General features: G+C 73.6%; 26 protein-coding genes. 14 read left to right on the top strand and 12 right to left on the bottom strand.

Annotation, left to right across the window (positions count from 1 at the left end; translation table 11 throughout):
* Nucleotide 1 precedes the first annotated feature (1 nt).
* On the bottom strand, nt 2–1,573 hold the full coding sequence (locus CRP29_RS01615) for a long-chain-fatty-acid--CoA ligase (RefSeq protein WP_217991417.1): 1,572 nt from the start codon (nt 1,571–1,573) through the stop codon (nt 2–4).
* A 65-nt stretch (nt 1,574–1,638) separates the two neighbouring features.
* A complete protein-coding gene (locus CRP29_RS01610; protein ID WP_097193313.1) occupies nt 1,639–2,280 on the bottom strand; it encodes a TetR/AcrR family transcriptional regulator in 642 nt (213 codons plus the stop codon).
* 55 nt (nt 2,281–2,335) lie between these two features.
* Between CRP29_RS01610 and CRP29_RS01605 the strand changes: the two genes are divergently transcribed.
* On the top strand, nt 2,336–3,283 hold the full coding sequence (locus CRP29_RS01605; protein WP_245852284.1) for an enoyl-CoA hydratase-related protein: 948 nt from the start codon (nt 2,336–2,338) through the stop codon (nt 3,281–3,283).
* A gap of 9 nt (nt 3,284–3,292) precedes the next feature.
* Here CRP29_RS01605 and CRP29_RS01600 read toward each other — a convergent pair whose 3' ends face one another.
* On the bottom strand, nt 3,293–3,811 hold the full coding sequence (locus CRP29_RS01600) for a MarR family winged helix-turn-helix transcriptional regulator (protein WP_097193311.1): 519 nt from the start codon (nt 3,809–3,811) through the stop codon (nt 3,293–3,295).
* A gap of 87 nt (nt 3,812–3,898) precedes the next feature.
* Here CRP29_RS01600 and CRP29_RS01595 point away from each other — a divergent pair, with 87 nt between their 5' ends.
* From CRP29_RS01595 to CRP29_RS01565, 7 genes are all read left to right on the top strand, one after another.
* Nucleotides 3,899–4,459, top strand: a complete 561-nt coding sequence (locus CRP29_RS01595) for a YceI family protein (RefSeq protein WP_097193310.1) — start codon at nt 3,899–3,901, stop codon at nt 4,457–4,459.
* Nucleotides 4,460–4,590: 131 nt separating this feature from the next.
* A complete protein-coding gene (locus tag CRP29_RS01590; RefSeq protein WP_097193309.1) occupies nt 4,591–5,118 on the top strand; it encodes a MauE/DoxX family redox-associated membrane protein in 528 nt (175 codons plus the stop codon).
* Nucleotides 5,108–5,872: a DsbA family protein gene (locus CRP29_RS01585; RefSeq protein WP_097193308.1), complete on the top strand. Its 765-nt coding sequence runs from the start codon at nt 5,108–5,110 to the stop codon at nt 5,870–5,872. The genes CRP29_RS01590 and CRP29_RS01585 overlap by 11 nt, the downstream gene beginning before the upstream one ends.
* Before the next feature lie 13 nt (nt 5,873–5,885).
* Complete coding sequence (locus CRP29_RS01580) at nt 5,886–6,233, top strand: hypothetical protein (RefSeq protein ID WP_097193307.1); 348 nt, start codon at nt 5,886–5,888, stop codon at nt 6,231–6,233.
* A 100-nt stretch (nt 6,234–6,333) separates the two neighbouring features.
* Nucleotides 6,334–8,226, top strand: coding sequence for a translational GTPase TypA (typA, locus tag CRP29_RS01575; protein WP_097193306.1), 1,893 nt, complete (start codon nt 6,334–6,336; stop codon nt 8,224–8,226).
* Nucleotides 8,227–8,471: 245 nt separating this feature from the next.
* Nucleotides 8,472–8,972, top strand: a complete 501-nt coding sequence (locus tag CRP29_RS01570; RefSeq protein WP_097193305.1) for a DUF5994 family protein — start codon at nt 8,472–8,474, stop codon at nt 8,970–8,972.
* 153 nt (nt 8,973–9,125) lie between these two features.
* Entirely contained in the window at nt 9,126–9,860 is a 735-nt protein-coding gene (locus tag CRP29_RS01565) for a Rossmann-fold NAD(P)-binding domain-containing protein (RefSeq protein ID WP_245852282.1), read from the top strand.
* 82 nt (nt 9,861–9,942) lie between these two features.
* Here the strand turns inward: CRP29_RS01565 and CRP29_RS01560 are convergent, their stop codons facing one another.
* From CRP29_RS01560 to CRP29_RS01540, 5 genes are all read right to left on the bottom strand, one after another.
* Nucleotides 9,943–10,950 (bottom strand): sulfite exporter TauE/SafE family protein, encoded by a 1,008-nt coding sequence (locus CRP29_RS01560; RefSeq protein ID WP_097193304.1) that lies wholly within the window; start codon nt 10,948–10,950, stop codon nt 9,943–9,945.
* 244 nt (nt 10,951–11,194) lie between these two features.
* Nucleotides 11,195–12,610 (bottom strand): MFS transporter, encoded by a 1,416-nt coding sequence (locus CRP29_RS01555; RefSeq protein ID WP_245852278.1) that lies wholly within the window; start codon nt 12,608–12,610, stop codon nt 11,195–11,197.
* Nucleotides 12,611–12,617: 7 nt separating this feature from the next.
* Nucleotides 12,618–13,619 (bottom strand): inorganic phosphate transporter, encoded by a 1,002-nt coding sequence (locus tag CRP29_RS01550; protein WP_097193303.1) that lies wholly within the window; start codon nt 13,617–13,619, stop codon nt 12,618–12,620.
* Between the two features lie 34 nt (nt 13,620–13,653).
* On the bottom strand, nt 13,654–14,271 hold the full coding sequence (locus CRP29_RS01545; RefSeq protein ID WP_097194026.1) for a DUF47 domain-containing protein: 618 nt from the start codon (nt 14,269–14,271) through the stop codon (nt 13,654–13,656).
* Between the two features lie 106 nt (nt 14,272–14,377).
* On the bottom strand, nt 14,378–14,941 hold the full coding sequence (locus tag CRP29_RS01540; RefSeq protein ID WP_097193302.1) for a sigma-70 family RNA polymerase sigma factor: 564 nt from the start codon (nt 14,939–14,941) through the stop codon (nt 14,378–14,380).
* Between the two features lie 107 nt (nt 14,942–15,048).
* Between CRP29_RS01540 and CRP29_RS01535 the strand changes: the two genes are divergently transcribed.
* The 4 genes from CRP29_RS01535 to CRP29_RS01520 are packed head-to-tail and all read left to right on the top strand — an operon-like array spanning nt 15,049 to nt 18,903.
* On the top strand, nt 15,049–15,693 hold the full coding sequence (locus CRP29_RS01535; protein WP_097193301.1) for a zf-HC2 domain-containing protein: 645 nt from the start codon (nt 15,049–15,051) through the stop codon (nt 15,691–15,693).
* The gene (locus CRP29_RS01530; protein WP_097193300.1) at nt 15,690–17,483 is read left to right on the top strand and encodes a copper resistance CopC/CopD family protein; all 1,794 of its coding nucleotides are present in this window, start codon (nt 15,690–15,692) and stop codon (nt 17,481–17,483) included. Before CRP29_RS01535 ends, CRP29_RS01530 begins: the two co-directional genes overlap by 4 nt.
* Nucleotides 17,484–17,521: 38 nt before the next feature.
* Nucleotides 17,522–18,235, top strand: coding sequence for a YcnI family protein (locus tag CRP29_RS01525; protein ID WP_097193299.1), 714 nt, complete (start codon nt 17,522–17,524; stop codon nt 18,233–18,235).
* Nucleotides 18,232–18,903: an SCO family protein gene (locus tag CRP29_RS01520; RefSeq protein ID WP_097193298.1), complete on the top strand. Its 672-nt coding sequence runs from the start codon at nt 18,232–18,234 to the stop codon at nt 18,901–18,903. The genes CRP29_RS01525 and CRP29_RS01520 overlap by 4 nt, the downstream gene beginning before the upstream one ends.
* A gap of 45 nt (nt 18,904–18,948) precedes the next feature.
* Here CRP29_RS01520 and CRP29_RS01515 read toward each other — a convergent pair whose 3' ends face one another.
* Genes CRP29_RS01515 through CRP29_RS01500 form a run of 4 tightly spaced genes read right to left on the bottom strand, consistent with a single transcriptional unit; the run spans nt 18,949 to nt 23,231 of the window.
* The gene (locus CRP29_RS01515; protein WP_097193297.1) at nt 18,949–19,719 is read right to left on the bottom strand and encodes a phosphocholine cytidylyltransferase family protein; all 771 of its coding nucleotides are present in this window, start codon (nt 19,717–19,719) and stop codon (nt 18,949–18,951) included.
* Between the two features lie 28 nt (nt 19,720–19,747).
* Complete coding sequence (locus CRP29_RS01510) at nt 19,748–20,875, bottom strand: CDP-glycerol glycerophosphotransferase family protein (RefSeq protein ID WP_097193296.1); 1,128 nt, start codon at nt 20,873–20,875, stop codon at nt 19,748–19,750.
* Nucleotides 20,872–21,636, bottom strand: a complete 765-nt coding sequence (locus tag CRP29_RS01505) for an HAD family hydrolase (RefSeq protein ID WP_097193295.1) — start codon at nt 21,634–21,636, stop codon at nt 20,872–20,874. The genes CRP29_RS01510 and CRP29_RS01505 overlap by 4 nt, the downstream gene beginning before the upstream one ends.
* 50 nt (nt 21,637–21,686) lie before the next feature.
* Nucleotides 21,687–23,231: a mannitol dehydrogenase family protein gene (locus CRP29_RS01500; RefSeq protein ID WP_245852277.1), complete on the bottom strand. Its 1,545-nt coding sequence runs from the start codon at nt 23,229–23,231 to the stop codon at nt 21,687–21,689.
* A gap of 428 nt (nt 23,232–23,659) precedes the next feature.
* Here CRP29_RS01500 and CRP29_RS01495 point away from each other — a divergent pair, with 428 nt between their 5' ends.
* A complete protein-coding gene (locus tag CRP29_RS01495; protein WP_245852274.1) occupies nt 23,660–24,451 on the top strand; it encodes a M23 family metallopeptidase in 792 nt (263 codons plus the stop codon).
* A gap of 33 nt (nt 24,452–24,484) precedes the next feature.
* A complete protein-coding gene (locus tag CRP29_RS01490; protein WP_097193293.1) occupies nt 24,485–24,898 on the top strand; it encodes a helix-turn-helix domain-containing protein in 414 nt (137 codons plus the stop codon).
* Nucleotides 24,899–24,918: the final 20 nt, after the last annotated feature.

The following is a 24,918-nucleotide window of genomic DNA, read 5'->3' as shown; positions in this document are numbered from 1 at the left end:
GTCAGACCACCGGCTCGGCGACCAGCGCGCCGGCGGAGTGCTCCTGGCGCAGTGCCGTCTTGAGCACCTTGCCGCTGGGGTTGCGGGGCAGGGCGCCGACGATCGAGTACTCCCGCGGGTTCTTGTAGCGCGCCAGCTTCTCCCGGCACCACGCCGCGAGCTCCTCGGACGTCGGCGGGTCGGCCGGGTCGCGCGGGGCGATCACCGCCAGGGGCGCCTCGCCGTACTTCGTGTCGGGCACGCCGATCAGCGCGACCTCGCCGACCTTGGGGTGCGCGGCGAGCACGTCCTCGACCTCGGCGCAGTAGATGTTCTCCCCGCCGGAGATGATCATGTCCTTCTTGCGGTCGACGACGTAGAAGTAGCCGTCCTCGTCCTGCCGCACGAGGTCACCGGAGTGGAACCAGCCGCCGGCGAAGGCCTCGGCGGTCGCCTCGGGCTTGTTCCAGTACTCCTTCATCACCATCGGGCTGCGGTAGACGATCTCGCCGACCTCGCCCTGCGGGACGTCCTGCATCGACTCGTCGACCACCCGCACCTCGACGTTGAGGATCGGGGTGCCGATCGAGCCGATCTTGCGCACCGAGTCCTCGCCGCGGAGCAGGCAGGTGACCGGGCTGCACTCGGTCTGCCCGAACGCGGTGATCACCTCGGCCTGGGGGAAGGCCTCGATCAGCCCCCGCAGCAGCGTGGTCGAGGCGGGTGCTGCGCCCCAGGAGATCCGGCGCAGGGAGGAGAGGTCGCGGTCGGCGAGATCCGGGACGGCGAGGACGGCCGCCCACATCGCGGGCACCAGGAAGATGTTGGAGACCTTCTCCCGCTCCATCAGGTCGAGCGTCTCGGCCGGGTCGAACGCGCCGGACCGGATGATGATGTGCGTGCCGCCGAGCAGCAGCGGCAGCATGCCGCCGGCCAGGCCGGCGATGTGGAACAGCGGTGCGCCGGGGACGCCGACCCGGTCGTCGGGGTCGGACCCGAGGGTGGCGAGCTGGCTGAAGGCGTGCATGAGCAGGTTGCGGTGGGTCAGCACCGCGCCCTTGGGGCGGCCGGTGGTCCCCGACGTGTACATGAGGAAGGCGGGATCGGCCTCGTCGACCGCGACGTCGAGCGGCTCGTCGCCCGCCGCGGCGAGGGCCGCCTCGTACTCCTCGCCGATCACCAGCGTGCTGGTCACCGACGGCGCCAGCTGCCGGGCCTTCTCGGCGACCGGGAGGAGCGCGGCGTCGACGACGAGGGCGACGGCGCCCGAGTCGGTGAGCACGTAGGCCACCTCGTCCGGCACGAGCCGGAAGTTGACCGGCACCACGATCGCGCCCAGCCGCACGCCGGCGAGGTAGGTCTCCCAGGTCTCCATGCCGTTCAGCGCCAGGACCGCGACCCGGTCGCCGGATCCGACGCCGCGCTCCTGCAGGGCGCGGGCCAGCCGGGTCACCCGCTCGTCGAGCTCGCGGTAGGTGCGGCCGGCCCCGTCGAAGCGGAGGGCGGTGTCCTGCGGGTTCTTCCGGGCATGCCGGGCGAGCTGGTCGCCCATGGTCATGCCACGGCCCTGCAGGGCGGGGATCTCGACGCTCACGGACGCTCCTCGACTGGCCTGGCCGGGTGTGATCTGCGTCATGGTCACGGTGATCGGCGGGGTGGTCAAGCCTCGCCGTCGAGCTCCAGCAGCCGGGCGGCCAGCCGCTTCCACAGCGGCAGGTGCGGATCGGTCGCGGCCGGGCGGCTCTCGAAGGCGTAGACCAGGGCCACCCCCCGCATGCTGGTGAACAGCAGCTCGGTGAGCTCGGCGTAGATCGGGGCGGCGGCGATCTCGGCCCCCCAGATCCCGTCGCCGACCGCGGTGATCGCCGCCCGCAGCCGGCGCTCCTCGCCACGCAGCGCCGCGCGCAGCGCCGGGTCGGTGCGGGCGGCGGTCCACAGCTCGGTCGCCGCCCAGAACGGCGGCTCCTGGAACGTCGCCCACATGAGGTCGATCGCGCGGTCCACCCGCTCCCGGCCGGTGGGCCCGTCGGCCATGAGCGCCGCGGAGCGCAGCCGGACCTCCTCGAGCTTCGTCGTCGCCAGGTGGTCGGCGGCGGCGACGAGCAGCTCGGCCCGCGAGGGGAAGTGGTGCAGCAGCCGCCCGCGGGAGACGCCGGCGCGGGCCTGGACCGCCAGGGTCGAGGCTCCGGCGTAGCCGTCCTCGACCAGGCAGGCGACGGCCGCGTCGAGGATCAGCAGCCTGCTGTCGGCGGTGCGTGCCGACCGGGAGCGGGGTCCGGGCGGCCGCTCGGTGACGGTCACCGCCCGAACCTACGGCCGGGACGCCCTGTGCGACAGTCACCGTTGACTGCCCGACGTGACCGGTGTCACGCTGCCCGCGCCCCGCATCCCCGATGGAAGGCGCTCCGTGGACCTGACCGAGCTGCGCTACGAGGTCTCCGACCGGATTGCCACGGTGTGGCTGCACCGGCCGGAGCGGCTGAACGCCTTCACCCCCACCATGGCCGACGAGCTCACCCAGGTGGCGGCCACGGCCGACGCCGACGACGAGGTGCGCGTCGTGGTCGTGACGGGGTCGGGCCGCGGGTTCTGCGCGGGCGCGGACCTCGGGGGCGGGCCGGCCAGCTTCGCCGACCGGCGGGGGCGGGCACTGCCGCCGGGGCCGCTGCGCGACGAGATCGCCGGCTTCCGGCGGGACGCGGGCGGGGTGTCGGCCCTGGCGTTCGCCGCCCTGCGCAAGCCGGTGATCGCGGCCATCAACGGGCCGGCGGTGGGCGTCGGGGCGACCCTCACGCTGCCCATGGACATCCGGATCGCCGCGGAGTCGGCGCGCTTCGGGTTCGTGTTCGGCAGGGTCGGCCTGCCGCCCGAGGCCGCCTCGTCCTGGTTCCTGCCGCGGGTGGTCGGCATCAGCCGGGCGATGGAGTGGGTGGCCACGGGGCGGGTCTTCGACTCCCGGGAGGCGCTGGACGGCGGGCTGGTCTCGCGGGTGGTGGCCGACGACGAGCTGCTGCCCACCGCCTACGCGCTGGCCCGGGAGATCATCACGAACACCAGCGGGCTCGCGGTCGGCGCCGCGCGGCAGCTGCTGTGGTCGATGCTCGGCGCCCCCTCGCCCTGGGATGCGCATCGCGCGGACTCCCGTGCGGTGGTCGAGCTCGGCGAGGGGCCCGACAGCGCCGAGGGTGTGGCCGCCTTCCTGGAGAAGCGTCCCGCCCACTTCGCCGCGCCGCTGGGGACCGGCCCGATCGCCGGGGTGCCGCCGTGGCCCGCGCGACCGCCGGACGTGCGCGCCGTCGACTGACCGGGCGGGTCAGTCCAGGCCGCGGATCTGCGTCGGGTCCAGGTGGCGCAGCAGGGCCTCGCCGAAGTCGCGCATCGCCTCGACCTGCGCGGGGCTGAGCTGGTCGAACAGGTGCGTGCGCACGCTCTCCACGTGCACCGGCGCGGCCGCCTCGAGCGCGGCGAACCCCTCGTCGGTGAGGACGGCGAGCTGCCCCCGGCCGTCCTCCGGGCACACCTGCCGGCGCACCCAGCCGCGCTCCTCCAGGCGGGAGACGGCGTGCGACAGCCGGCTGCGGGAGGAGAGGCACCGGTCGGCCAGCTCGCTCATCCGCATCCGGCGCTCGGGCTCCTCGGAGAGCGCGACCAGGATCTCGTAGTACGCGTGCGAGATCCCGGTGGCGTGGGTCAGCTCGCGGTCGAGCCGGTCGGTGAGCAGCTGCGCGCTGTAGACCCAGGCGCGCCAGGCCCGCTGCTCGCCGGCGTCCAGCCACCGGGGCTCGGCGTGGTCCGGGGCACCGGTACTGGCGGGCGACACGTGCGCGGTCATGCCGACATCCTACTGGCGGAATAGTTGCGCCTTCAACTACGCTACGGTCGAGCAGAAGGTCAAGCGCTCAACAATCTTGGAGGAACCATGACCAGCACCCTGCGCCAGATCCCCGGCTACGTCGTCGGCACCTGGGACATCGACGCCAGCCACTCGACCGTCGGCTTCGCCGTCCGCCACATGATGGTGAGCAAGGTCCGTGGCTACTTCCGCCAGTTCTCCGGCGAGCTCGTCACCGCCGAGGACCCGGCCCAGTCCTCGGTGACCGCCAGCATCGACATGGACTCGATCGACACCCGTCAGGAGCAGCGTGACGCGCACATCCGCTCCGCCGACTTCTTCGACGTGGGCAACCACACCGTCATGGACTTCCGCTCCACCGCCGTCCGCGCCAAGGGCGAGGACTGGCTGGTCGAGGGCGAGCTGACCATCAAGGGCATCACCAAGCCGGTGACCCTGGCGCTCGAGCTCAACGGCTTCGGCCCCGACGCCTACGGCGGCACGCGCGCCGGCTTCAGCGCCAAGACCGAGATCTCCCGCAAGGAGTTCGGCGTGGACATCGACATGCCGATGGACGGCGGCGGCGTCGTCGTCGGCGACAAGATCAGCGTCGAGCTCGAGATCGAGGCCGTGCTCCGCGCCGCCTGATCGCGCAGGCTCTCCCCGAGAGGCCCCGGACGCATCGTCGTCCGGGGCCTCTCGCGCGTCCCGCGCACGGCGTGAGCAGGGTCACGTGCGTCCCGTGGAACCGGAGACGTCCGGCGAACGACTGATGCGGCATGGGGAGAGGCCTGGCGCCGGCGGTGCCCTGGGTGGCGACCGCCGCGCGCGTCCTGCTCGGCGCGGTGTTCCTCGTGGCGGGCCTGCTCAAGATCCCGGATCCGGCGGCCGCGGTCCGCGCCGTGCGGGCCTACCGGCTGCTGCCGGAGCCGCTGGTGGAGCCGGTCGCGTTCGGTCTGCCGGTCCTGGAGATCGCCGTCGGTCTCGCGCTGATCCTGGGGGTCTTCGTGCGCGCGGCCGCGGCCGCCGCTGCGGTGCTGGTCCTGGTGTTCCTCGCCGGAGTGGGATCGGCCTGGGCGCGCGGGCTGCAGATCGACTGCGGCTGCTTCGGCGGAGGTGGCGAGGTGGCGGCGGGGAGCACCGCCTACCCGGCGGAGGTCGCGCGCGATCTCGGTCTCCTGGTGCTCGCCGTCTTCCTGACCCTCCGGCCGCGCTCGCGGCTGGCCTTCGGTGGCAGGGACGTGCCGCCCTCCGCGCCCGCGTCGCCGGGCCGCACCGAACGGACGGAGCCGACCGATGCCCGCTGACCGTCGTCCACGCACGGCCGCGAAGCGCGCCGCCGAGGCGCGCCGCGTGGCCCTCGCCCAGACGGCCGCCACCCGTCGCCGGCGCGGCATCCTCGGCGGCATCGCCGCCGCGGTGGCCGTGCTGACCGCCCTGGTCGTCGTGTTCGTCGTCCAGGACAGGAGGACCTCGACCTCCGACCGGGCGGCCGTCCCCGGGAACACCGTCGCCGACGGCGCGGCCGTCCGGGTGGGCGACGCCGGTGCCCCCGTGGTCATCGAGGTCTACGAGGACTACCTCTGCCCGGTGTGCCGGGCGTTCGAGGAGCGGAACGCGGCGACCCTGGCCGAGCTGGTGGACTCGGGGGCAGCGGCCGTCGAGTACCGCCCGGTCGCGATCCTGGACCGCGCGTCGACGGACCGGTACTCGACCCGCGCCCTCAACGCGGCCGCGGTGGTCGCCGATGCCGCCGGGCCCGAGGCGTTCGTCGCCTTCTCCGGACTGCTGTTCGCCGCCCAGCCGGAGGAGGGCGGCCCCGGCCTCTCCGACGACCGGCTCGTCGCCCTCGCCGGGCAGGCGGGCGCCACCGGGACCCGGGTTGCCGACGGGATCCGGGACCTGGCGTACGAGGACTGGACCCGGCGGGTCACCGACGAGGCCAGCAAGGCCGGGCTGCAGGGCACCCCGACCATCCGGGTCGACGGCGAGGAGCTGCCCCTGCGGGAGGCCACCCCGGAGGGGATCGCGGCAGCCGTCTCGGCCGCCGCGCAGGGGTAGGACACTGGGCGGCATGTCGACCAGCAGCCTCCTCCGCACCCGCTTCCCCTCGGCCGCCCTCGTCGCGGTCGGCCTCGCGGCCGGTTTCGGCATCGCGCAGGGCACCGGCATCCGGGCGCTCGGGGGTGCGGTCTTCGCTGCCGCCGGCCTGGCGGCGGGTGCTCTCTGGCTGCGCCGCCGGGGCCCGGCCACCGCCGTGGCGCTGGCCGCGCTGTACGTCGGGGCCTTCGTGCTGGCCCACGTGCTGGCCATCGGGGTGGGGATGTCGGCCTGGCTGGCGGTGAGTCTGGTCACTCTCACCGCCGCAGGAGTCACGTTCGGGGTGGTCGACGTCCCGCGGGAGGAGGTGGCAGCCGGCTGAGCGACTACCCTGGGAAGGTCGCCGGGATGGCGGCCGTTACACGAGATGCCGCGCGCCGACGCCGCGACATCCCCGAACCCCTCTGAGGTGGCCCTACCGCATGCCCACTCGCGACGACCTGCGCAACGTGGCGATCATCGCTCACGTCGACCACGGCAAGACGACCCTGGTCGACGCCCTCCTCCGCCAGGCGGGTGCCCTCGGGCGCTCCAAGGGTGAGGGGACGGACAACGACTCCACGCAGGACCGCGTGATGGACTCGATGGACCTCGAGCGTGAACGCGGCATCACCATCCTCGCCAAGAACACGGCGATCCACCTGGCCGACGAGAACGGCAACCCTGTCGTCGTCAACATCGTCGACACCCCCGGTCACGCCGACTTCGGTGGCGAGGTCGAGCGTGGTCTGTCCATGGTCGACGGCGTCTGCCTGCTGGTCGACGCCTCCGAGGGTCCGCTCCCGCAGACCCGCTTCGTGCTGCGCAAGGCGCTGGCGAAGGGGATGCCGGTCATCCTCGCGGTCAACAAGACCGACCGCGCCGACGCGCGCATCGCCGAGGTCGTCGACGAGTGCTACGAGCTGTTCATGGAGCTCATGGAGGACGCCGGCATGTCTGCCGACAACCTCGACTTCCCGATCGTCTACTGCAGCGGGCGCTCCGGGAAGGCGTCCCTGACCCGCCCGGAGAACGGCACCGAGCCGGACAGCTCCGACCTCGGCCCCCTGGTCAAGACCCTGCTGGACACCATCCCGGCACCGGTCTACGACGCCGAGGAGCCGCTGCGCGCGCAGGTCACCAACCTCGACGCCTCGCCCTACCTCGGTCGCCTCGCGCTGCTGCGCATCCACTCCGGTGAGATGAAGAGCGGCCAGCAGGTCGCCTGGTGCAAGGTCGACGGCACGATCAAGAACGTCAAGATCACCGAGCTGCTGGTCACCGAGGGCCTGACCCGCACCCCGGCCGCGAGTGCCGGCCCGGGTGAGCTGGTCGCCATCGCCGGCATCGAGGACATCATGATCGGCGACACGCTCGCCGACCCGAACGACCCGCGCCCGCTGCCTCCCCTGACCGTCGACGAGCCGTCGATCTCGATCACCATCGGGATCAACACCTCGCCGCTGGCGGGCAAGTCGGGCAAGAAGCTGACCGCCCGCCTGGTCAAGAACCGCCTCGACCAGGAGCTCGTGGGCAACGTGTCGGTCCGCATGCTGCCGACCGACCGCCCGGACACCTGGGAGATGCAGGGGCGTGGCGAGCTGGCGCTGGCCATCCTGGTGGAGCAGCTGCGCCGCGAGGAGTTCGAGCTCACGGTGGGCCGGCCGACCGTCGTCACCAAGGAGGTCGACGGCAAGCTGCACGAGCCGGTCGAGCGCGTGACGATCGACGTCCCGGGGGAGTACGTGGGCACGCTGACCCAGGCGCTGGCCGTCCGGCGGGCCCGGCTGGAGAACCTCGTGCACCACGACACCGGCTGGGCGCGGATGGAGTACATCGTGCCGTCCCGTGGCCTGATCGGGTTCCGCACCGAGTTCCTCACCGAGACCCGCGGCACCGGCGTCCTCAACCACAACCTCGAGGGCTACGAGCCGTGGCTGGGCGACATGCGTGCCCGTCCGACCGGCTCGCTCGTCGCCGACCGCCAGGGCGTGGCGACGACGTACTCAATGTTCTCGCTGCAGGAGCGCGGCCAGATGATGGTCCAGCCCGGCACCGAGGTCTACGAGGGCATGATCGTCGGTGAGAACTCCCGTCCGGACGACATGGACGTGAACATCACCAAGGAGAAGAAGCTCACCAACATGCGGAAGAGCACCTCCGAGGAGCTCGAGCGGCTCATCCCCCCACGGGTGCTGAACCTGGAGCAGGCGCTGGAGTTCTGCGCCGAGGACGAGTGCGTCGAGGTCACCCCGGCCACCGTCCGCATCCGCAAGGTGGTGCTCGACCAGACCGAGCGCGGCAAGGCGAAGAACAAGAAGCCCAAGCCGGTCTGATCCGGACGCTTCGAACGGGCACCCAGCGCACTCCGCGCCGGGTGCCCGTTCTGGTTCTCCGCGGTAGCGCAGCGGGAGGGCGGCGGGGGCTGTGGCGAGGCGGGCACGGGTGGTGACGACCGGCCGCAGGAGCCCGCCGCGCCGGGCCGTCGCTCCCCGCGACGCGCGCAGCGTGCCGCCTACGTTCTTCTCGGGGTCATGGGTCATGACCCCGGGGGACGAGCGCACGAGAGGCGGCCGCACGCATGACGACGATCACCCGAACGGCTCCGGTGGAGAACTCCTTCAGGGGCGGGATCGATGTCCGGGTGAGCCTGCGGGAGGGCGCCGGTGACGGCACCTCCGCGTTCGACGGCGCGTGGTTCCCGCGCAGCCACGACCTCGAGGTCGAGCTGCCCGAGCTGCTCGCCGAGCTCGACCGCCGCGGGGTGCGGATCGAGCGCTTCACCTACTCCCTGGACGCCTGGGACCGGCCCACCGCGCGCAAGCTCGTCGTGCGCGACCGCGTGGTCCGCACCGGGGGCTTCCGCAGCATGGACCCGCTCGTGGTCTGCCTGACCTGGGACGGCGGGAGCCGGCGCGCGGACCTGCTCGTCGTGCCGCCGGAGACCGACGTGCTGACCGGGGCCCGAGCGCTGCGCCTGTGCACCCGCCGCGGGCTGCCGCGCTCGCCGCAGATGGTGCTGGCCGCCGCGCGGTCCACGCCGCTGCCCCAGGTCCCGCAGGCGTACCGCCGCGCCGTCTGACCGGGGCATTGCGCCGGTCGTGAACCGGCTGGACAGCGGGGGAGCGGGTCCGCTGGGCTGAGGGCATGCGGCTCCTGGTCCTCGGCGGCACCCACTTCCTCGGTCGGCACGTCGTGACGGCGGCGCTCGAACGCGGCCGCCGCTCTGGGAGGCGTGCAGGGGTACGCCTTCGTCAGCAGCTCGAACGCCTACCGGAACTGGCCACCCGGCCCCATCGGCCCCGAGGACGACGAGCCGACCTGGGACACCGAGGACGACGGGTACGGGCCCAACAAGGCGTACGCGGAGCGGGTTCTCGCCGCAGCCGTGGGCGACGGTTTCCTCACCGCCCGCGCCGGGCTCATCGTCGGGCCCTCCGATCCGATCCACCGGCTGGGCTGGTGGCTGGAGCGCATCGCCCGCGGCGGGCGGGTCGTCGTTCCGGACGCCCTGGCCCAGCCGATCGCGCTGGTCGACGCCCGGGACCTGGCTGCGTGGCTGGTCGGGGTCGCGGCGGAGGGCCGGTCCGGCGCGGTGAACGCCACCGGGCCGGCCGGGATGACCACCCTGGGCGGGCTGCTGGAGGTCTGTCGCGAGGTCACCGGGAGCGAGGTGGAGTGGGTGCCGGTCGCGGAGGAGCGGCTGGTGGAGGCCGGCGTGCAGCCGTGGGTGCACCTGCCCCTGTGGCTGCCACGGGCCGTCGCCCGGACCGCCTGGGACGTCGACACGACCCGTGCCCGGGAGCTGGGGCTGCCCAGCCGGCCGCTGCGCGAGACGGTGGCCGACACCTGGGCCTGGCTGCGCGCCCACGAGCGACCGCCCATGCCGCCGATGGCGCACCGCCAGGAGCCCGGCCTGCCCCCGGAGCTGGAGGCCGAGCTGCTCGCCCGCCACGATCAGGGACCCTGATCATGCGGCGTCCTCCCTCACCTTCTGCGGTGAGGGAGGACGCTCGACGATCAGGTGAGCTGATCCCAGCCCGGGGGTGCTCTCAGTCGCGCGGAGCGCTGGGCCGTCCGGCGGGGACCGCCTCGACGGCGGGCTCCGCCACGTCGGCGACCACGTTGCGCTCGGCCTCGGCGGCAGTGGCCAGGGCCCCGGCCTCCGCGGCGAGGGCGTCGGCCGACTCGATCGCGGCGTCCTTGCGGTACTCGCGGAAGGAGTGCACGACCGCCAGCACCCAGATCACGGAGATCGCCGCGTAGGCGGCGTAGCGGGCCGCGTCGCCGGCGTCGATCCAGTCGCTCTTGAGCAGCGTCCGGGAGTTGGTCAGCACGATCAGGCCGCCGACCAGGGAACCGAGCATCCGCGGCGGGATGTGCCGCACCAGCCAGGCCGCGAGTGGCGCGGCGATCGAGCCGCCGATCAGCAGGGCGGCCACCCAGGTGAAGTCGATGCCCTGCGAGCCGAGCGCGAAGAGGAAGCCGAGGCTCGCGGCCAGCGCGACCAGGAACTCCGCGGTGCTGACCGAGCCGATGACCTTGCGCGGCTCCATCCGTCCGCTGGCCAGCAGCGCCGGCGTCCCGACCGGGCCCCAGCCGCCGCCGCCGGTGGCGTCGACGAAGCCGGCCACCAGGCCGAGCGGGCCGAGGAAGCGCTTGCCGACCGGCTTGCCCAGGTTCCGCCGGTCGATGCCGCGGAGGGTGAACCGGATGAGCAGGTAGATCCCGAGCGACAGCAGGATCAGCGACATCACCGGGGCGGCGACCTCGGTCGAGAGGTTGGAGAGGACCGTCGCGCCCGCGAAGGCGCCGACCGCGCCGGGGATGCCGATCTTCGCGACGACCTTCCAGTCGACGTTGCCGAACTTCCAGTGCGAGATCCCGGACGTCAGCGTCGTCCCGATCTCGGCCAGGTGGATGGTGGCCGAGGCGGCCGCGGGGTTGGTGCCGATGGCGAGCAGCAACGTCGTCGAGGTGGCGCCGTAGGCCATGCCGAGGCTGCCGTCGACGAGTTGGGCGCCCAGGCCGACGAGGGCGAGCAGGACGAGGGTCTTCACGGGGACTGACTCCGGGTCTCAGGAAGGGGCGCAGGCGCGCGGGGGCCCGCGGGGAGGAAGGGGGTGAGACGAGGGGGCGCCGCAGAGCGGCGCGGGAGATCAGCAGCCCGGACAGGCGGCGGTGCAGACACGCAGCAGATCGACGTGCAGGCGGCTCACCAGGAGCAGCGTCGTCGGTCGCGTCACGGCGCTATGTCTACCAGATCGATGCGCTTATGCGGCATGCGCGGTCCGGTCAGTGGGATCAGGTGCGGAGGAGGTCGTTCCGGATGGTCGCCCAGGCGAGCGCGCCACCCACCGCGAACAGGGCCGCGCAGGCCGCCATGGCCGCGCGGTAGCCGCTGGTCAGCGCGTCCGGATCCACGTAGTCCGCCCCGGAGAGCCCCACCAGCACGGGCAGGGCGGCCACCGTCAGCAGCTGGGCGGCACGGGCCACGGCGTTGTTGACGCCGCTGGCCACGCCGGCCAGCGTGTCCGGGGCCGCGCCCAGGACGCTGGCGGTCAGCGGCGCGACGGTCAGCGCCATCCCGAGGCCCTGCAGCACGGTGCCGGGCAGCACCTCCACCCAGTACGGTGCGCCGCCGTCGACGCCGATCAGCAGCAGGGTGCCCGCGGCCACGGTCAGCGGGCCCGCGCTCATCGGCAGCCGCGGCCCGATGCGCTGCGCCAGCGCGCCGGCCCGGGGCGAGAGCAGGGTGATCAGCAGGATGGTCGGCAGCGTGGCCGCGCCCGCCGCGGTGGCGCCGTAGCCCAGCACGCCCTGCAACTGGAGGACGAGGAACAGCGAGCTGCCCCCAAGCGCCCCGTAGACGGCCAGGGTGACCAGGTTGGCGCCGGTGAACTGGCGGTCGGCGAAGAGCCGCGGCGGGAGCATGGGGGCCCGGGTCGCCCGCTCGCGGACGACGAACAGCGCCCCGGTACCGGCCGCCACGACCACGGGGACGACGACCGCGGCGCCGCCCCGCTCCCCGGCGGTGATGAGGGCGTAGGTGAGCGCCCCCAGGGCGACCGCACCCAGCACCGCACCCGGGACGTCGAAGCGGCCGTGCGGCCCCGGATCGCGGCTCTCGGGCACGTGCCGCCCGGCGACCGCGACGACGAGCACGGCCAGCGGCACGTTGAGCAGGAACACCAGCCGCCAGCTGACCAGGTCGATCAGCGCGCCGCCGAGGAACGGCCCGACCAGCCCCGCGACGCCGGACAGCGACGACCAGACGCCGATGGCCGGAGCGCGGTCGGTGGGGCGGAACGAGGCCTGGATCAGCGCCAGGCTGCCCGGCGTCAGCAGTGCGCCGCCGACGCCCTGGAGCGCCCGGGCGGCCACGAGCTGCCCCGGCGTCTGCGCGACCCCGCAGAGCAGCGAGGCCACGGCGAACCAGGTCACCCCGATCAGGAAGACCCGGCGCCGCCCGTAGCGGTCACCCAGCGAGCCGCCGATCAGGATCAGCGCGGCCAGCGGGAGCGTGTAGCCGTTGATGATCCACTGCAGGTCCGACAGCGAGGCGCCGAGCTCGCCGCCCAGCGTCGGCAGCGCGACCTGTACCGCGCTGGCGTCGAGGAACGCCATGCCCGAGGCCAGCACCGTGGCGGTGAGCAGCCACCGCCCGCGCGCCGTGCCCAGCGCGACCGTGGACGGAGCGGGGCTCCCGTCGCCGGCCACCGGGGGCCTAGCCGACCGCGAAGTCGGTGAGGAAGAAGGCGACCGCGGCCACCGACCCGGCGGCGGGGAGGGTGATGACCCAGGCGACGACGATGTTGCCGGCCACACCCCAGCGGACCGCCGAGAGCCGTCGGGTGGAGCCCACGCCCATGATCGAGGTGGTGGTGATGTGCGTCGTCGACACCGGGACGGCGAACACCGTCGCCGTCGTGACCATCACGCTGGACGCCACCGTCTGCGCGGCGAAGCCGCCCGTGGGCGTGAGCTGGATGATCCGCCGCCCGAGCGTCCGCATGATGCGGAAGCCGCCGGCGTAGGTGCCGGCGCTGATCGCCCCCGCGGCCGCGAGCACGACCCAGAAGGGCACCTCGAAGGTGTCGATCTCCCCGGCGGTGAACAGGGCCAGGGTGATGATGCCCATCGTCTTCTGGGCGTCCTGCATGCCGTGGCCCAGCGCCATCGTCGCGGAGCTGACGATCTGCGCGTAGCGGAAGTTGCGGTTGGCCTTGCTGATGTGCGCCCGCCGGAAGGTCCACAGGAGGGCGAGCATGAACAGGTAACCGAGACCGAAGCCGACCAGCGGCGAGACGATCATCGGGATGATGACCTTGTCGAGGACGCCCATCCACTGCACCGAGTGGGCGGCCGCGAGCGCCGCGCCCACCAGGCCGCCGATCAGTGCGTGGGAGGACGACGACGGGATGCCGTACCACCACGTGATCAGGTTCCAGGTGATCGCCCCGACGAGGGCCGCGAAGACGATCTCCAGCCCGTTGTTGCCCTCCGGCGGGTCGATGATCCCGGCACCGACGGTCTTGGCCACCTCGGTCGAGAGCAGCGCCCCGACCAGGTTCATCACCGCCGCCAGCGCCAGGGCCACGCGCGGGGTCAGCGCCTTGGTCGAGACGGCGACGGCGATGGCGTTGGCGGCGTCGTGGAAGCCGTTGGTGTAGTCGAACGCCAGGGCCACCAGGATGATGACGATCAGACCGATGAAGGCCGGGTCCATCAGATGCGGTCCATCAGCAGAGGTCCATTCGGGTCTAGGACTCCTTGACGGAGATCGTCTCGACCACGTTGGCGAGGTGCTCGAACGCGTCGGCGGCCTCCTCCAGCTGGTCGGCGACCTCCTTGAGCTTGAGGATCTCCAGCGCGTCGAACTCGCCGCTGTACAGCCGGGAGAGCAGCCGCCGGTAGAGCTTGTCGGCCTCGTTCTCGATCCGGTTGACCTCGATCCAGTAGTCGGAGAGGTCCTTGAGCGTCTTGAGCCGGGGCATCGCCTCGGCGGTGACCTGGGCGCAGCGCTGCAGGAGCGCGACCTGCTGGTGCATCTCGGCCGGCAGCGTGCCCAGGCCGGTGAGCATGACCAGGTCGGCGGCGGCCTCGACGTAGTCCATGACGTCGTCGAGGTTGCTGGCCAGCGCGTAGATGTCCTCGCGGTCGAACGGCGTCACGAAGCTGGTGTTGAGCTGCCGGAAGATGGCGTGCGTCGCCTGGTCACCGACGTGCTCGAGGTCGCGCAGCGCGATGGCCAGCTCGGCACGGCGGGCGTGGTCGTGGATGAACTCGCCGAGGACCTCGGTCGCCGCCACCAGGTTCTCCGCGGACGCGGTGAACAGCGGGTAGAACGTCGAGTCCTTGGGCGTCAGGCTGAAGGGCACGCGGGGCTCCGTCTCGGTGTGGGCACCGGCCGGAGACGCACGGAGCGCACCCACGACCGTCGGGCAGCATAGGTCGCCTGCCGGTCACCTCCGTGACGCCGGGGCGTCACCTGTGAGCGACGTCGCCCTCGTCGTCGTCGTCCTTCACCCCGGCGAGCGAGGCGATGAGGTCGGCGCGTCCGCGCGCCACGCGCGAGCGGATCGTGCCGACGGCGCACCCGGCCACCTCGGCGGCCTCCGCGTAGGACAGGCCCAGCAGCTGGGTGAGCACGAAGGCCTCGCGGCGGTCGGGGTCCATGCGGGCCAGCAGGTCGTCCACGCCGGCGCTCTCGCCCACCGGGTCCGCGCCACCGGGGGCCGGGATCTCCGCCAGGTCGACCTCGTCGCGGACGAGCACCAGCCGGCGCCGACGTCGGCTGCGGACGGCGTCGGCACACACGCGGCGGGCGATGCTGAGCAGCCAGGTGCGCACCGACGACCGGCCCTCGAACCGGTGCAGCGACCCGAAGGCGCGCAGGTAGGTCTCCTGCGTCAGGTCGTCGGCGGAACCCGGGTCCCCGAGCGCTGCGCACAGCCGCCACACGTCGGACTGGGTCGCGCGCACGAGCGCGGCTGCGGCGAGGGGATCGCCCCCGGCGGCCTCGGCCGCCAGGGCGTCCAGCTCGTCCATGCCGTCATCCTCCCGCAACCGGAGGCAGGGTCCGCGGCAGCGTGCGCCGGAACACGTGTGACCGACGTCTCGGGAACTCCGGAGCAGGGCGGAGCGACCAAGGGGTCATGCCGTGCCACACCTTCCGCGAGGCGATCTCCGCACGCCTCGACGGCGAGCCCCTGGGGATGCCCGCCCGGGCGCTCGACGACCACCTCGGCAGCTGCGCCGCCTGCGCGACCTGGTCCGACCGGGCCGAACGAGCCACCCGGCGGGCCCGCCTCGCCCCGGCCCCGCCGGTCCCCGACCTCACCGGCGCCGTGCTGGCCGCACTGCCCCGGGAGCTGCCCGGCGCGGCTGCGGCGGCCCGCGCCCGCCTGGTCGACACCGCCCTCCGGTTCGCGCTGCTCGCCGTCGGCGTCGCGCAGGCCGGGATCGCCTGGCCGGTGCTCGTCACCGGCGCCGGGGCGATGAGCGCACCGGCGCACATGGCCCACGAGACCGGTGCGTGGAACCTCGCCGTCGCCGCGGCGCTCCTCGCCGTCGCCGCCGGCCCGCGGCTGGCCGCCGGCGCCCTGACCGCCCTCGGCTCGCTGGCCGTCCTGCTGCTCCCGGTGACGCTGGCCGACCTGGGGGCCGGGCACGTGCACCTGGACCGCGCGGTGGCGCACCTGCTGCTGCTGGCCGGTGCGCTGCTGGTCGCCGCGGTGGCCTGGCGCGGCTCGCGCCGGCGCATGCCCGTCGCCGTGCACGGCCGACGGGTCCCCGCGTGAGGGGTCGGACCCGTGCGCCGCGGCGTCGCGTCGCCGCCCTGCTCGTGCTGCTGGCGGGCTGGCTGGGAACCGCGCTCGTCTCGGCGGGCCCGGCCGCCGCGCACGCCACCCTGATCGCCACCGATCCCGCCGAGGGAGCTCGGCTGGACGCCGCCCCGGACGAGGTGACCCTGCAGTTCAGCGAGGGCGTCTCCCTCGGCGCCGGCTACGCGCGGGTGCTCACCGCGGGCGGCGACGAGGTGGACGGTGGGGAGCCGTCGGTCGAGGGGCAGGAGCTCCGCATCCCGCTGCCGGGCGACCTCGGCGACGGCGGCTACCTGGTCACCTACCGGGTCGTCTCCGCCGACTCGCACCCGATCTCCGGCGCCTTCTCCTTCGTCGTGGGGGAGGGGGAGCTCGTGCCCGCGGGGGCCGGCGCGGCCGAGGACGACGCGGACCCGCTCGTGGCTGCGGCGCTGCCCGCGCTCCGGGCGCTCGGCTTCGCCGGCATCGCGCTCGCCGTGGGCGTGCCGGTGCTGGCGCTGCTGTGCTGGCCCGCTGCCTGGGCGTCGCCGCGGCTGCGCCGGCTGGCGGTCGGCGGAGCGCTGGCCGTCGTCGTCACCGCCGTCCTGACGTTCCTGCTGCAGGGCCCCTACGCGGCCGGCTCCGGGGTGGGGACGGCGTTCACGGCCTCGCTGCTGTCGGCCACCGCGTCCTCCGGCACCGGCTGGGCGCTGCTGGCCCGCATCGTGCTCGCGCTCGCGCTGGCCGCCACCCTGGCGCCGGCCTGGCGGTCCGGATCCGCCCCGGACCGGCCCGCGCTCGCCGGTGCCGCGGTGTTCGCGGGTGGGCTCGTCGTCGCCACCGCCGCCACGGGTCACCCCGTCGCCGGCCCCTGGCCGCTGCTCGCCGTCGTCGTGGCGGCCGTGCACGTGGCGGCGATGGCGGTCTGGCTGGGTGGTCTGGCCGCCCTCCTGGTGGGCGTGGTGCGTCCCGGGCCGGATGCCGCCGCCGTGGCCGAGGCGCTGCCGCGCTTCTCCCGGGTCGCGTTCGCCACGGTCGCCGCGCTGGTGGTCAGCGGCATCGTGCAGGCGGTGCGGGAGGTGGGCTCGCCCAGCGCCCTGCTGGACAGCACCTACGGCGGGGTGCTGCTGGCCAAGGTGGCAGTGGTCCTCGTGGTGCTGGGCGCGGCCGGCGTCTCGCGGGTCTGGGTACAGCAGCGGCTGGGCGTGCGCCGGACCCGTGCGACCAGCGGGCACCGGGTGACCGCCCCCGCGTTCGCGGGCCCGGCCGGCGGCCTGGACGACGAGGACGGCAGCGCCGCCACCCGCGGCCGCGTGCAGCGCGAGAACGCCGTCGACCACCTGCCCTCGCTGCGCCGGTCCATGCTGGTCGAGGTCGCGGTGGCCGCCGTCGTGCTGGTGCTCTCCGGAGTGCTGGTCGGCACCCCGCCGGCGCGTTCGGCGGTGGCCGAGCCCGTCGACGTCACCCTCCCGTTGCAGGGCACCGGCGGGGAGGCGGGCAGCGTGCAGCTGTCGGTCGACCCCGCCCAGCCCGGCGCCAACGTCCTGCACGTCTACCTCTTCGACGCCGACGGGCGCGCCACGCAGCCCGCCGGCATCGAGGTCTCGCTGACCGAGGAGGACCAGGGCATCGGCCCGCTCGACGTCGAGATCGCGGGCGCCGGGCCCGGGCACTACACGGCCGACGCGATGACCATCCCGGGAGCGGGCGCCTGGACCCTCACCGTCACCCTCCGGCTCGACGAGTTCACCGCCACCCGGGCCAGCACCGAGTTCTCGGTGCGCTGACCGTGCTCCATCCCTTCTCGAACAGGAGATCTGTGTCCATGTCCCGTCCCCTCGCCCGGTTGGCCGTGGTCGTTCCGGCGGCCCTCGTGGCGCTCGCCGCCTCCGTTCCGGGCGCCTCGCCGGCGTCGGCGCACGTATCGGTCGCCTCCGCGGACGCGGCGCCCGGCGGCTACGGGAAGCTGGTCTTCCGGGTGCCCAACGAGAGCGACACGGCCAGCACCGTCGGCCTGCGCATCCAGGTCCCCGCGGAGGCGGCGATGGCCTCCCTCCGGGTGCAGCCGGTGCCCGGCTGGACGGCGACGCTGACCAACTCCGAGCTCGCGGAGCCGCTGGAGGCGCACGGGCAGGAGATCACCAGCTACGTCTCCGTGGTGGAGTTCCGGGCGACCGGCACCGGCATCGCACCCGGCGAGTTCCAGGAGTTCGCGCTCTCCGGCGGCCCGTTCCCCGAGGTCGACGAGCTGACCTACCCCGCGGTGCAGACCTACAGCGACGGCACCGAGTCGGCCTGGATCGAGCCCACGGTGGGGAGCGAGGAGCCCGATCGGCCGGCCCCCGTGCTCGCCCTCGCGGCGGATGCGAGCGGCTCCGACGACGGAGCGGCCGGCGCGTCGGCGGACTCCGGCGCGGACGACGACGGCGGCTCGGGAACGGCCACCGCGGCCCTGGTCCTGGCGGTCGCCGGCCTGCTCGCCGGCGTGGGCGGTCTCGCACTCGGGTGGAGTGCCCGCCGTCGTACCGTGGCTCCGTGAGCCGGAACCTCCGCACGCGCGCTCGTGCCTCGCTGCCCGCCGTCCTCGTCGCGGCCGGGCTGGTCCTCTCCGGCTGCGGCGGCGGGTCGGACGAGACCGGCACGGCGGCCGAGGAGCACGACCACTCCGGCGGCCCGGCGACGGTGGAGGGGCCCGAGGACTCCTACGCCGGCCTGGACCTCGCGGAGCCGTACCGGCGACCGCAGATCCAGCTGACCGACACCACCGGGGCGGCCTACGACCTCATGGCCGAGACGGCCGGGCGGCCGACGCTGCTGTTCTTCGGCTACACCGAGTGCCCCGACGTCTGCCCGTCGACGATGGCGGACGTCGCCGTCGCCCTGCGCAGCGTGGACGCGGCGATCGCCGAGCAGGTCCAGGTGGTCTTCGTGACCACCGATCCGGCCACCGACACCCCGGAGGTCCTGGGGGAGTACCTCGGCAACTTCGACGCCGACCTGCCCACCCGGTTCGTGGGGCTGACCGGCGACGAAGCGGCCGTCGTCCAGGCGCAGCTGGCCGCGGGTGTGCCGCAGGCGGAGGACGAGGGCCGGCTGCACTCGACGCTGCTGCTGCTGTACGGAGCCGACGACGCGGCGCGGGTCGCGTTCGACACCGGCAACGACTGGCGGGACATCGCCGACGACCTCGGCGCGATCGTCGGCTGACCCGGTGCGCGGCCGGCCGGGACGCGTGTCCTGGCCGGCCGGCGCTCAGCCGACGTCGGCGACGGTGTTCAGCGGGGCCGAGAACAGCGAGTTGGCGCGCGCCAGGTCGGTCTCGAAGTCGACCTCGACCGCGCTGTACTGCGAGATGTCCACCGGGCGGACGCGCATGCCCTCGGCCTCGATGGCGGTCTCGATGCCGCGCTCGAAGTAGTCCTGGGCGCCGCAGGCGGCCAGGTGGTCGATCAGCGTGGCCTTGTCGGCGGAGGAGATGAAGTTGATCCCGACCGCCTCGCCGAGGCCACCGACGACGGTCTTGGACAGCTCGTCCACGAAGCCGTCGGGGTCGAGGGTGTACTTCACCTCTTCGTCGGCGACGGTGTTGGTGTCCACGCAGACGAAGCTCTGGTCGGCGGCGATGGTGGGCAGCGCCAGCTCGAGCACCGCCGGGTCGAACACCACGTCGCCGTTGAGCCACAGGACGCCGCCCTCACGGGTCGAGCGCAGCCCGCGCAGCAGGCTCTTCGACGTGTTGGTCTCCGCGAAGTCGGGGTTGTAGGCGAACAGCAGGTCCGGCGCGGCCTTCATGATCTTCTTGCTGCGGTAGCCGACGACCGCGGTGATGCTCACGTCCGCTCCGAGGACGTCGCGCAGGCCGTCGAGCTGGCGCTGCATGATGCTGCGGCCGTCGCGGAGCTGGGTGAGCGGCTTGGGATCCGTCCGGCCCAGGCGGGTGCCCATGCCGGCAGCCAGGATGACCACCTGGACCGACTGGGCCGGCGTCCGCCGGCCGGTGGAACGCGTCGAGAGGGGTGCCATTCCCCGTCGTACGGGGTTCAGTACGCGGTCACCGTTGCGCACGAGCATCATCTCCCTCGGTCGTACTGGTCTGCCCGGACGCGGTTGCGGACGGGAGGATGAGATCGAGGACCCGCCGGGTCGCGGCGCCGTCCTCGAGGTGGCAGAACATGTCCTGGAACCGCGTGTAGCGCGCGGCGTACTGCTCGCTGATCCGATCGATGTCGGCGATCGCGTCGACGAGCTCCTGGCTGGTGCGGACGAGCGGCCCGGGGGCCACGTCCTCGAGGTCGAAGTAGAAGCCTCTCAGCTGATCCCGGTAGCGGTCCAGGTCGTAGGTGAAGAACACCATCGGCCGGCCGGTGATGGCGAAGTCGAACATGGTCGACGAGTAGTCGGTGACCATCAGATCGGCGGCGAGGTACAGGTCGCGGATGTCCGGGTGGCTGCAGACGTCGCGGACCACCGAGCCCTCGACCACCTCCAGCCGGCTCATCACCATGTTGTGCAGCCGCAGCAGCAGGACGTGGTCCCCGCCGAGGCGCTCGGTGAAGGCGTCCAGGTCGATGGGGAACTCGAAGTCCCGGCCCTCGTTGCCCTCGAACACCAGGTCGTCGCGCCACGTCGGCGTGTAGAGCACGGCCTTCTGGCCCTCGTCGATGCCCAGCTCGGCACGCACCCGGGTCCGCACCGCGTCCCGGTCGGGGCTGCTGAGCAGGTCGTTGCGGGGGAGCCCGGTCTCGTGGATCGGGCCGGTGAAGCCGAACGCCTTGCGCAGCCGCTCGGTGGTCACCGCGTTGGGGGAGAGCAGGAGATCCCACCGGGCGATGTCCTGGTCGAGGTAGGCCAGCCGGCCCTCGGGCGCCCACAGCACGTCGTTGTGGATGCGCTTGAGCATGGTGCCGTGCCAGGTCTGCAGGTACGTGGTGCCCGGCCGCTTCTCCCAGTCCAGCGGGATGTGGTCGTTCGAGATCACCAGATCGGCGCCCTCGAGCGCGGCGATCGACTCGGGGCTGCCGAAGGTCACCGTCGCGACGTCGGCGGGGAATGTGGCCTGGGTGTGCGGCGCGGAGAGCCAGGTGTGGGTCGCGTCGACCCCGCGGGCGGTCAGCTCCTCGTAGAGCGCGCGCGGGCTGTCGGAGAAGTGGCCGCGGAAGGCCACGTAGACGATGTTCACCGGGCCACCTCCACGGGCCGCCCCGCGAGCACCGGCAGGACCAGGTCGGCCAGCTCCGACCAGGAGGAGACGACGGCCAGCGCGCCGGCGGCCAGCAGCGCGGCGGCACGCTCGTCGCGCTCCTCGGGCAGGACGAACAGCAGGTTGCCGACGACGGGGCAGCCGGCAGCGACCGCGGAGCGGACCCCGGCGACGGCGTCCTCGACGGCGAGGCCCTGCTCCGGCGCGATGGACAGCTGCACGCAGGCGTGCGCGTAGACCGCCGGATCGGGCTTGCTGGTCGGCACGGGGAGGGAGTCCTCGGCGCTGTACCGCCGCTCGGGCGGCAGGAGCTCGTCCAGCCCGGTCGCGGTGAAGCAGGCGGCCAGGCGGGCCAGCGCGCTGGAGCTGACGACGGCCAGCTCGAGGTGCTCGGCGAGGGTGCCCAGCGCGGCGAGCGTCGGCGGGTGCGGCTGCAGGGTGCGGGCGAGGTGCTCGGTCACCGCGCGCCGCTCCTCGGCGACCCACGGCTCGACGTCGGCGTCGTGCACGCCGGCCTGCTCGGCGAGGGTGCGCGCCGTCGTCCGGAAGTTCATCCCGGTGGCCGCGATGCGGAGCTCGGTCGCGGTGTAGCGCCGGTCGATCCCGACCGAGGCGAGGAAGGCGTTGGTGACCTCGGCGGAGGCGTCGAACGCCGGCTCCTCGGAGGGGAAGAGGTTGCCGTCGGCGTCGCAGAGCAGGTGGGTGACCTGCGCGAGGAGCGTCGGCGGAACGGTCGGCACCGGGGGCTCTCCTGTCGGTCGGGGGGTGGGGCTCGGGTGGCGGGGGCGGTTCAGCGGAGCGGGACGGCGGTGCCGGCGGCGAGCGAGGCGCGGACGCCGTCGCGGTCCAGGCGTTCCAGGGCCCGCTGCAGCCCGGCGACGAAGCGTGCGTCGTCCCCCAGGTCGCCGAAGAGCGAGCGGAACCCCAGCAGCGGCCGCGGATCGGTGCCACCGGCGCGGGCCAGCGCCTGCAGCCGGTCGGCGTGCGGATCGTCGACGACCAGCGGGGCGCCGGTCTCGGAGGTGCCGCCGCGCAGGTACCGGAACCAGCCGGCGACAGCGAGGGTCAGCAGCCGGTGGGGCCGGCCGGCGTCGAGCGCCTCCTGCAGCGAGGGCAGCAGGTGGTGCGGCATCTTGGCCGAGCCGCGCCGGCACAGCCGGGGCAGTCCGTCGGAGATGGCCGGGTTGGCGAACCGCTGGAGCAGCGAGCGCTTGTAGTCGCCGAGGTCGATGCCGTCGGGCGGCGGGAGCAGCGGCGTGACCTCGTCGTCCATGAGCCGCTCGACGTAGTGGGCGAACACGGGCTCGGCCATGACCTCGTCGAGGGTGCCCAGGCCGGCGATCGAGCCGAGGTAGCCCAGCGCGCAGTGGCTGGCGTTGAGCAGCCGGGTCTTCATGAGCTCGTAGGCGGCGACGTCGGGGACGAAGCGGACGCCGACCTGGTCCAGAGGCGGGCGGCCGTTGCTGAACTCGTCCTCGATGATCCACTGCGAGAACGGCTCGGTGATGACCGGCCAGCGGTCGTCGACGCCGTACCGGCGGGCGACCGCCTCGCGCTCGCCCGGGGACGTGTGGGGGGTGATCCGGTCGACCATGCTGCTGGGGAAGGCGACCCGGTCGGTGATCCAGCGGGCCAGCACCTCGTCGCGCAGGCGCGCGAAGCCGACGACGGCCGCGCGGGCGGCGTCCCCGTTGCGGTGCATGTTGTCGCAGGAGACGACCGTGAACGGCGGCAGGCCGGCACGGCGGCGGCGGTCGAGGGCCTCGACGAGGTAGCCGAAGACCGTTCGAGGCCGGTCGGGGCTGCGCAGGTCGGCCCGAATGTCGACGTCGTCGGCGTCGAAGGCGCCGCTGGAGGGGCTCAGCCGGTACCCGCTGCCGGTGATCGTCAGCGAGACCATGCGGGTGCGCTCGTCGGTGAGCAGGTCCAGGACGCGGGTCGGGTCCTCGGGTGCGAAGTGGTAGTCGACCATCACGCCGACGACGCGGGCGCGCTCACCGTCGGGGCTGCGCTCGACGACGGTGTAGAGGTGGTCCTGGGGCGCCAGCGCTTCCTTCATCGTGCGGCTGCGCAGGCCGACGCCGACCACGCCCCAGCCGGTGCTGATGCGGCGCTGGGCGACCTCGTCGAAGTAGAGCAGCTGGTGGGCGCGGTGGAAGCCGCCGACGCTGAAGTGGACGACGGCGGGCGTGAGAGCGGACCGGTCGTAGGTCGGCACGACCAGCGACTCGTCGTAGGAACCGAGCGACTGCTCGGTGAGGGGCCGGATCTCCGGCGACGGCGCCTCGGGGGCGGCGGGGGAGAACGGGAAGATCTCGACCTGCGTCAACCGCACCCCTCCCAACGTCCTGGTCCGTGCTGGTGCCTCCTGAGGCCGGTCCGGTTTCGGACCGGTACTGATCAGCAGTACACGGGTGCGGCACCCAACCGCGCAATGGTTCCGACGCCGATGTATCCAGGTCGCAACCGGAGCCAGGCGGACGGACGGCGCGGTTGGTGCACGCCATGAAGAAGGAACATTGCCAGTCCGGACCCCCGCCAAACCGCCCGGTCGCCCGCTCGGGTGTGACTCCGCTCATCCCGCTGAACGACAACCGTGTCAGTTACGCCTGCGACGGGTGTGATCTGTGGGGCGGGTCACGCGGCGTGTCGCGAAGAGCGCGCCGGGCGGCTGGTCACGAACACGTCACGGAGTGTTTCGATGAGCTCGGCCACTTCCCCCGGCCACTTGTCGCGCGGATGGGCTGGTGCATGCACGCACGGATGGGTTCCGACACCCCGACCGAGCTCCTGGTCGCGGTGCACCCGACCCCCGGACGGCACGCCGCGGCCCACCGTTCCCGCCGCGCGCCGCAGACGTCCCGTCGTCCCGGCATCCTGCTCGGCGCCCTGCTGGCCGGCGGGGTCGCCGCGGCCGCGCTGGGCTCCAGCGGCACCGCGGGGGCCTCCGCGGAGAGCACGTCGGTCCTGGCTGCCCAGCAGCAGCTGGTGGGTGCCGAGGAGCAGCTCGAGGTGCTGCCCCAGGCGTCGGTGAGCGTCGCCGAGGCGCAGGCCCGGCTGCAGGAGGTCGCCGCCTCCCGTGCCGCCCGCGCCGAGGCCGCCGCGGAGGCCCAGGCCGCCGCTGCGGAGGCGGAGGCCGCTGCGGCCGAAGCTGCCCGCCCCAAGACCGTCATGCCGATCAAGGGCGCCCGGCTCACCAGCACGTTCGCCAGCCGCTGGGGCACCTTCCACTACGGCATCGACCTGGCCGCCCCCATGCGGACGCCGGAGTACGCGGCCGCGGACGGCGTCGTCCTGCGCGCCGGATCAGCGTCGGGCTTCGGGCTGGCCGTCTACATCCTGCACGAGAACGGCGACGTCACCGTCTACGGCCACATGGACAAGATCCTGGTCGCCCCGGGCGACTACGTGGACGCCGGCGAGACCATCGCGCTGCTGGGCAACCGTGGTCAGTCCACCGGCCCCCACCTGCACTTCGAGGTGCACAAGGGCGGGATCGACGGCAAGCGGATCGACCCGCTGGTGTGGCTGCGCGGGCGCGGCGTCGACATCTGAGGTCCCGTCGTCGGCCCGTGGTGTGATGCCCGGGTGGCGCGCGCGAGCGAGGAGTCCAACCGCAGGCTGCTGCGGGCGCGGGATGCCATGGACCGCCGCTACGCCGAGCCGCTCGACGTCCCGACCCTCGCCCGGATCGCGTACGTCTCCGAGGCCCACTTCATCCGGACCTTCCGCGCGACGTTCGGCGAGACGCCCAACCGCTACCTGCAGCGGCGGCGGGTGGAGCGGGCGATGTTCCTGCTCCGCTCCACCGAGCGCACCGTCACCGACATCTGCATGAGCGTGGGCTTCTCCAGCCTGGGCACGTTCAGCCGGGTGTTCCGCGACGTCGTGGGGGAATCGCCCTCGGTGTACCGCCGCCGCGGGCCGCTGCCGCCGGCTCCCTCGTGCTTCGGGATGGCCTGGCTGCGACCGAGCAGTTTCGGAGAAGCCGCGGGCGGGTGAGCTCTCCTAGCGTTCGCGGC

This window comes from Blastococcus aggregatus, from assembly GCF_900221005.1.
Classification (GTDB): Bacteria; Actinomycetota; Actinomycetes; order Mycobacteriales; family Geodermatophilaceae; genus Blastococcus; species Blastococcus aggregatus.
Note: the sequence above shows the minus strand (reverse complement) of the source record. Positions and strands in the feature narration are given on the sequence as shown.

Bases quoted from the DNA above. Each gene is read 5' to 3' on its own strand.
- CRP29_RS01580 (WP_097193307.1), top strand. From the start codon at position 5,886: ATGTCGACCAGCAGCCTCCTCCGCACCCGCTTCCCCTCGGCCGCCCTC.
- CRP29_RS01570 (WP_097193305.1), top strand. From the start codon at position 8,472: ATGACGACGATCACCCGAACGGCTCCGGTGGAGAACTCCTTCAGGGGC.
- CRP29_RS01590 (WP_097193309.1), top strand. From the start codon at position 4,591: ATGGGGAGAGGCCTGGCGCCGGCGGTGCCCTGGGTGGCGACCGCCGCG.
- CRP29_RS01600 (WP_097193311.1), bottom strand. From the start codon at position 3,811: ATGACCGCGCACGTGTCGCCCGCCAGTACCGGTGCCCCGGACCACGCC.
- CRP29_RS01595 (WP_097193310.1), top strand. From the start codon at position 3,899: ATGACCAGCACCCTGCGCCAGATCCCCGGCTACGTCGTCGGCACCTGG.
- CRP29_RS01585 (WP_097193308.1), top strand. From the start codon at position 5,108: ATGCCCGCTGACCGTCGTCCACGCACGGCCGCGAAGCGCGCCGCCGAG.
- CRP29_RS01515 (WP_097193297.1), bottom strand. From the start codon at position 19,719: ATGGCACCCCTCTCGACGCGTTCCACCGGCCGGCGGACGCCGGCCCAG.
- CRP29_RS01550 (WP_097193303.1), bottom strand. From the start codon at position 13,619: ATGGACCCGGCCTTCATCGGTCTGATCGTCATCATCCTGGTGGCCCTG.
- CRP29_RS01495 (WP_245852274.1), top strand. From the start codon at position 23,660: ATGGGTTCCGACACCCCGACCGAGCTCCTGGTCGCGGTGCACCCGACC.
- CRP29_RS01540 (WP_097193302.1), bottom strand. From the start codon at position 14,941: ATGGACGAGCTGGACGCCCTGGCGGCCGAGGCCGCCGGGGGCGATCCC.
- CRP29_RS01525 (WP_097193299.1), top strand. From the start codon at position 17,522: ATGTCCCGTCCCCTCGCCCGGTTGGCCGTGGTCGTTCCGGCGGCCCTC.
- CRP29_RS01535 (WP_097193301.1), top strand. From the start codon at position 15,049: ATGCCGTGCCACACCTTCCGCGAGGCGATCTCCGCACGCCTCGACGGC.
- typA (WP_097193306.1), top strand. From the start codon at position 6,334: ATGCCCACTCGCGACGACCTGCGCAACGTGGCGATCATCGCTCACGTC.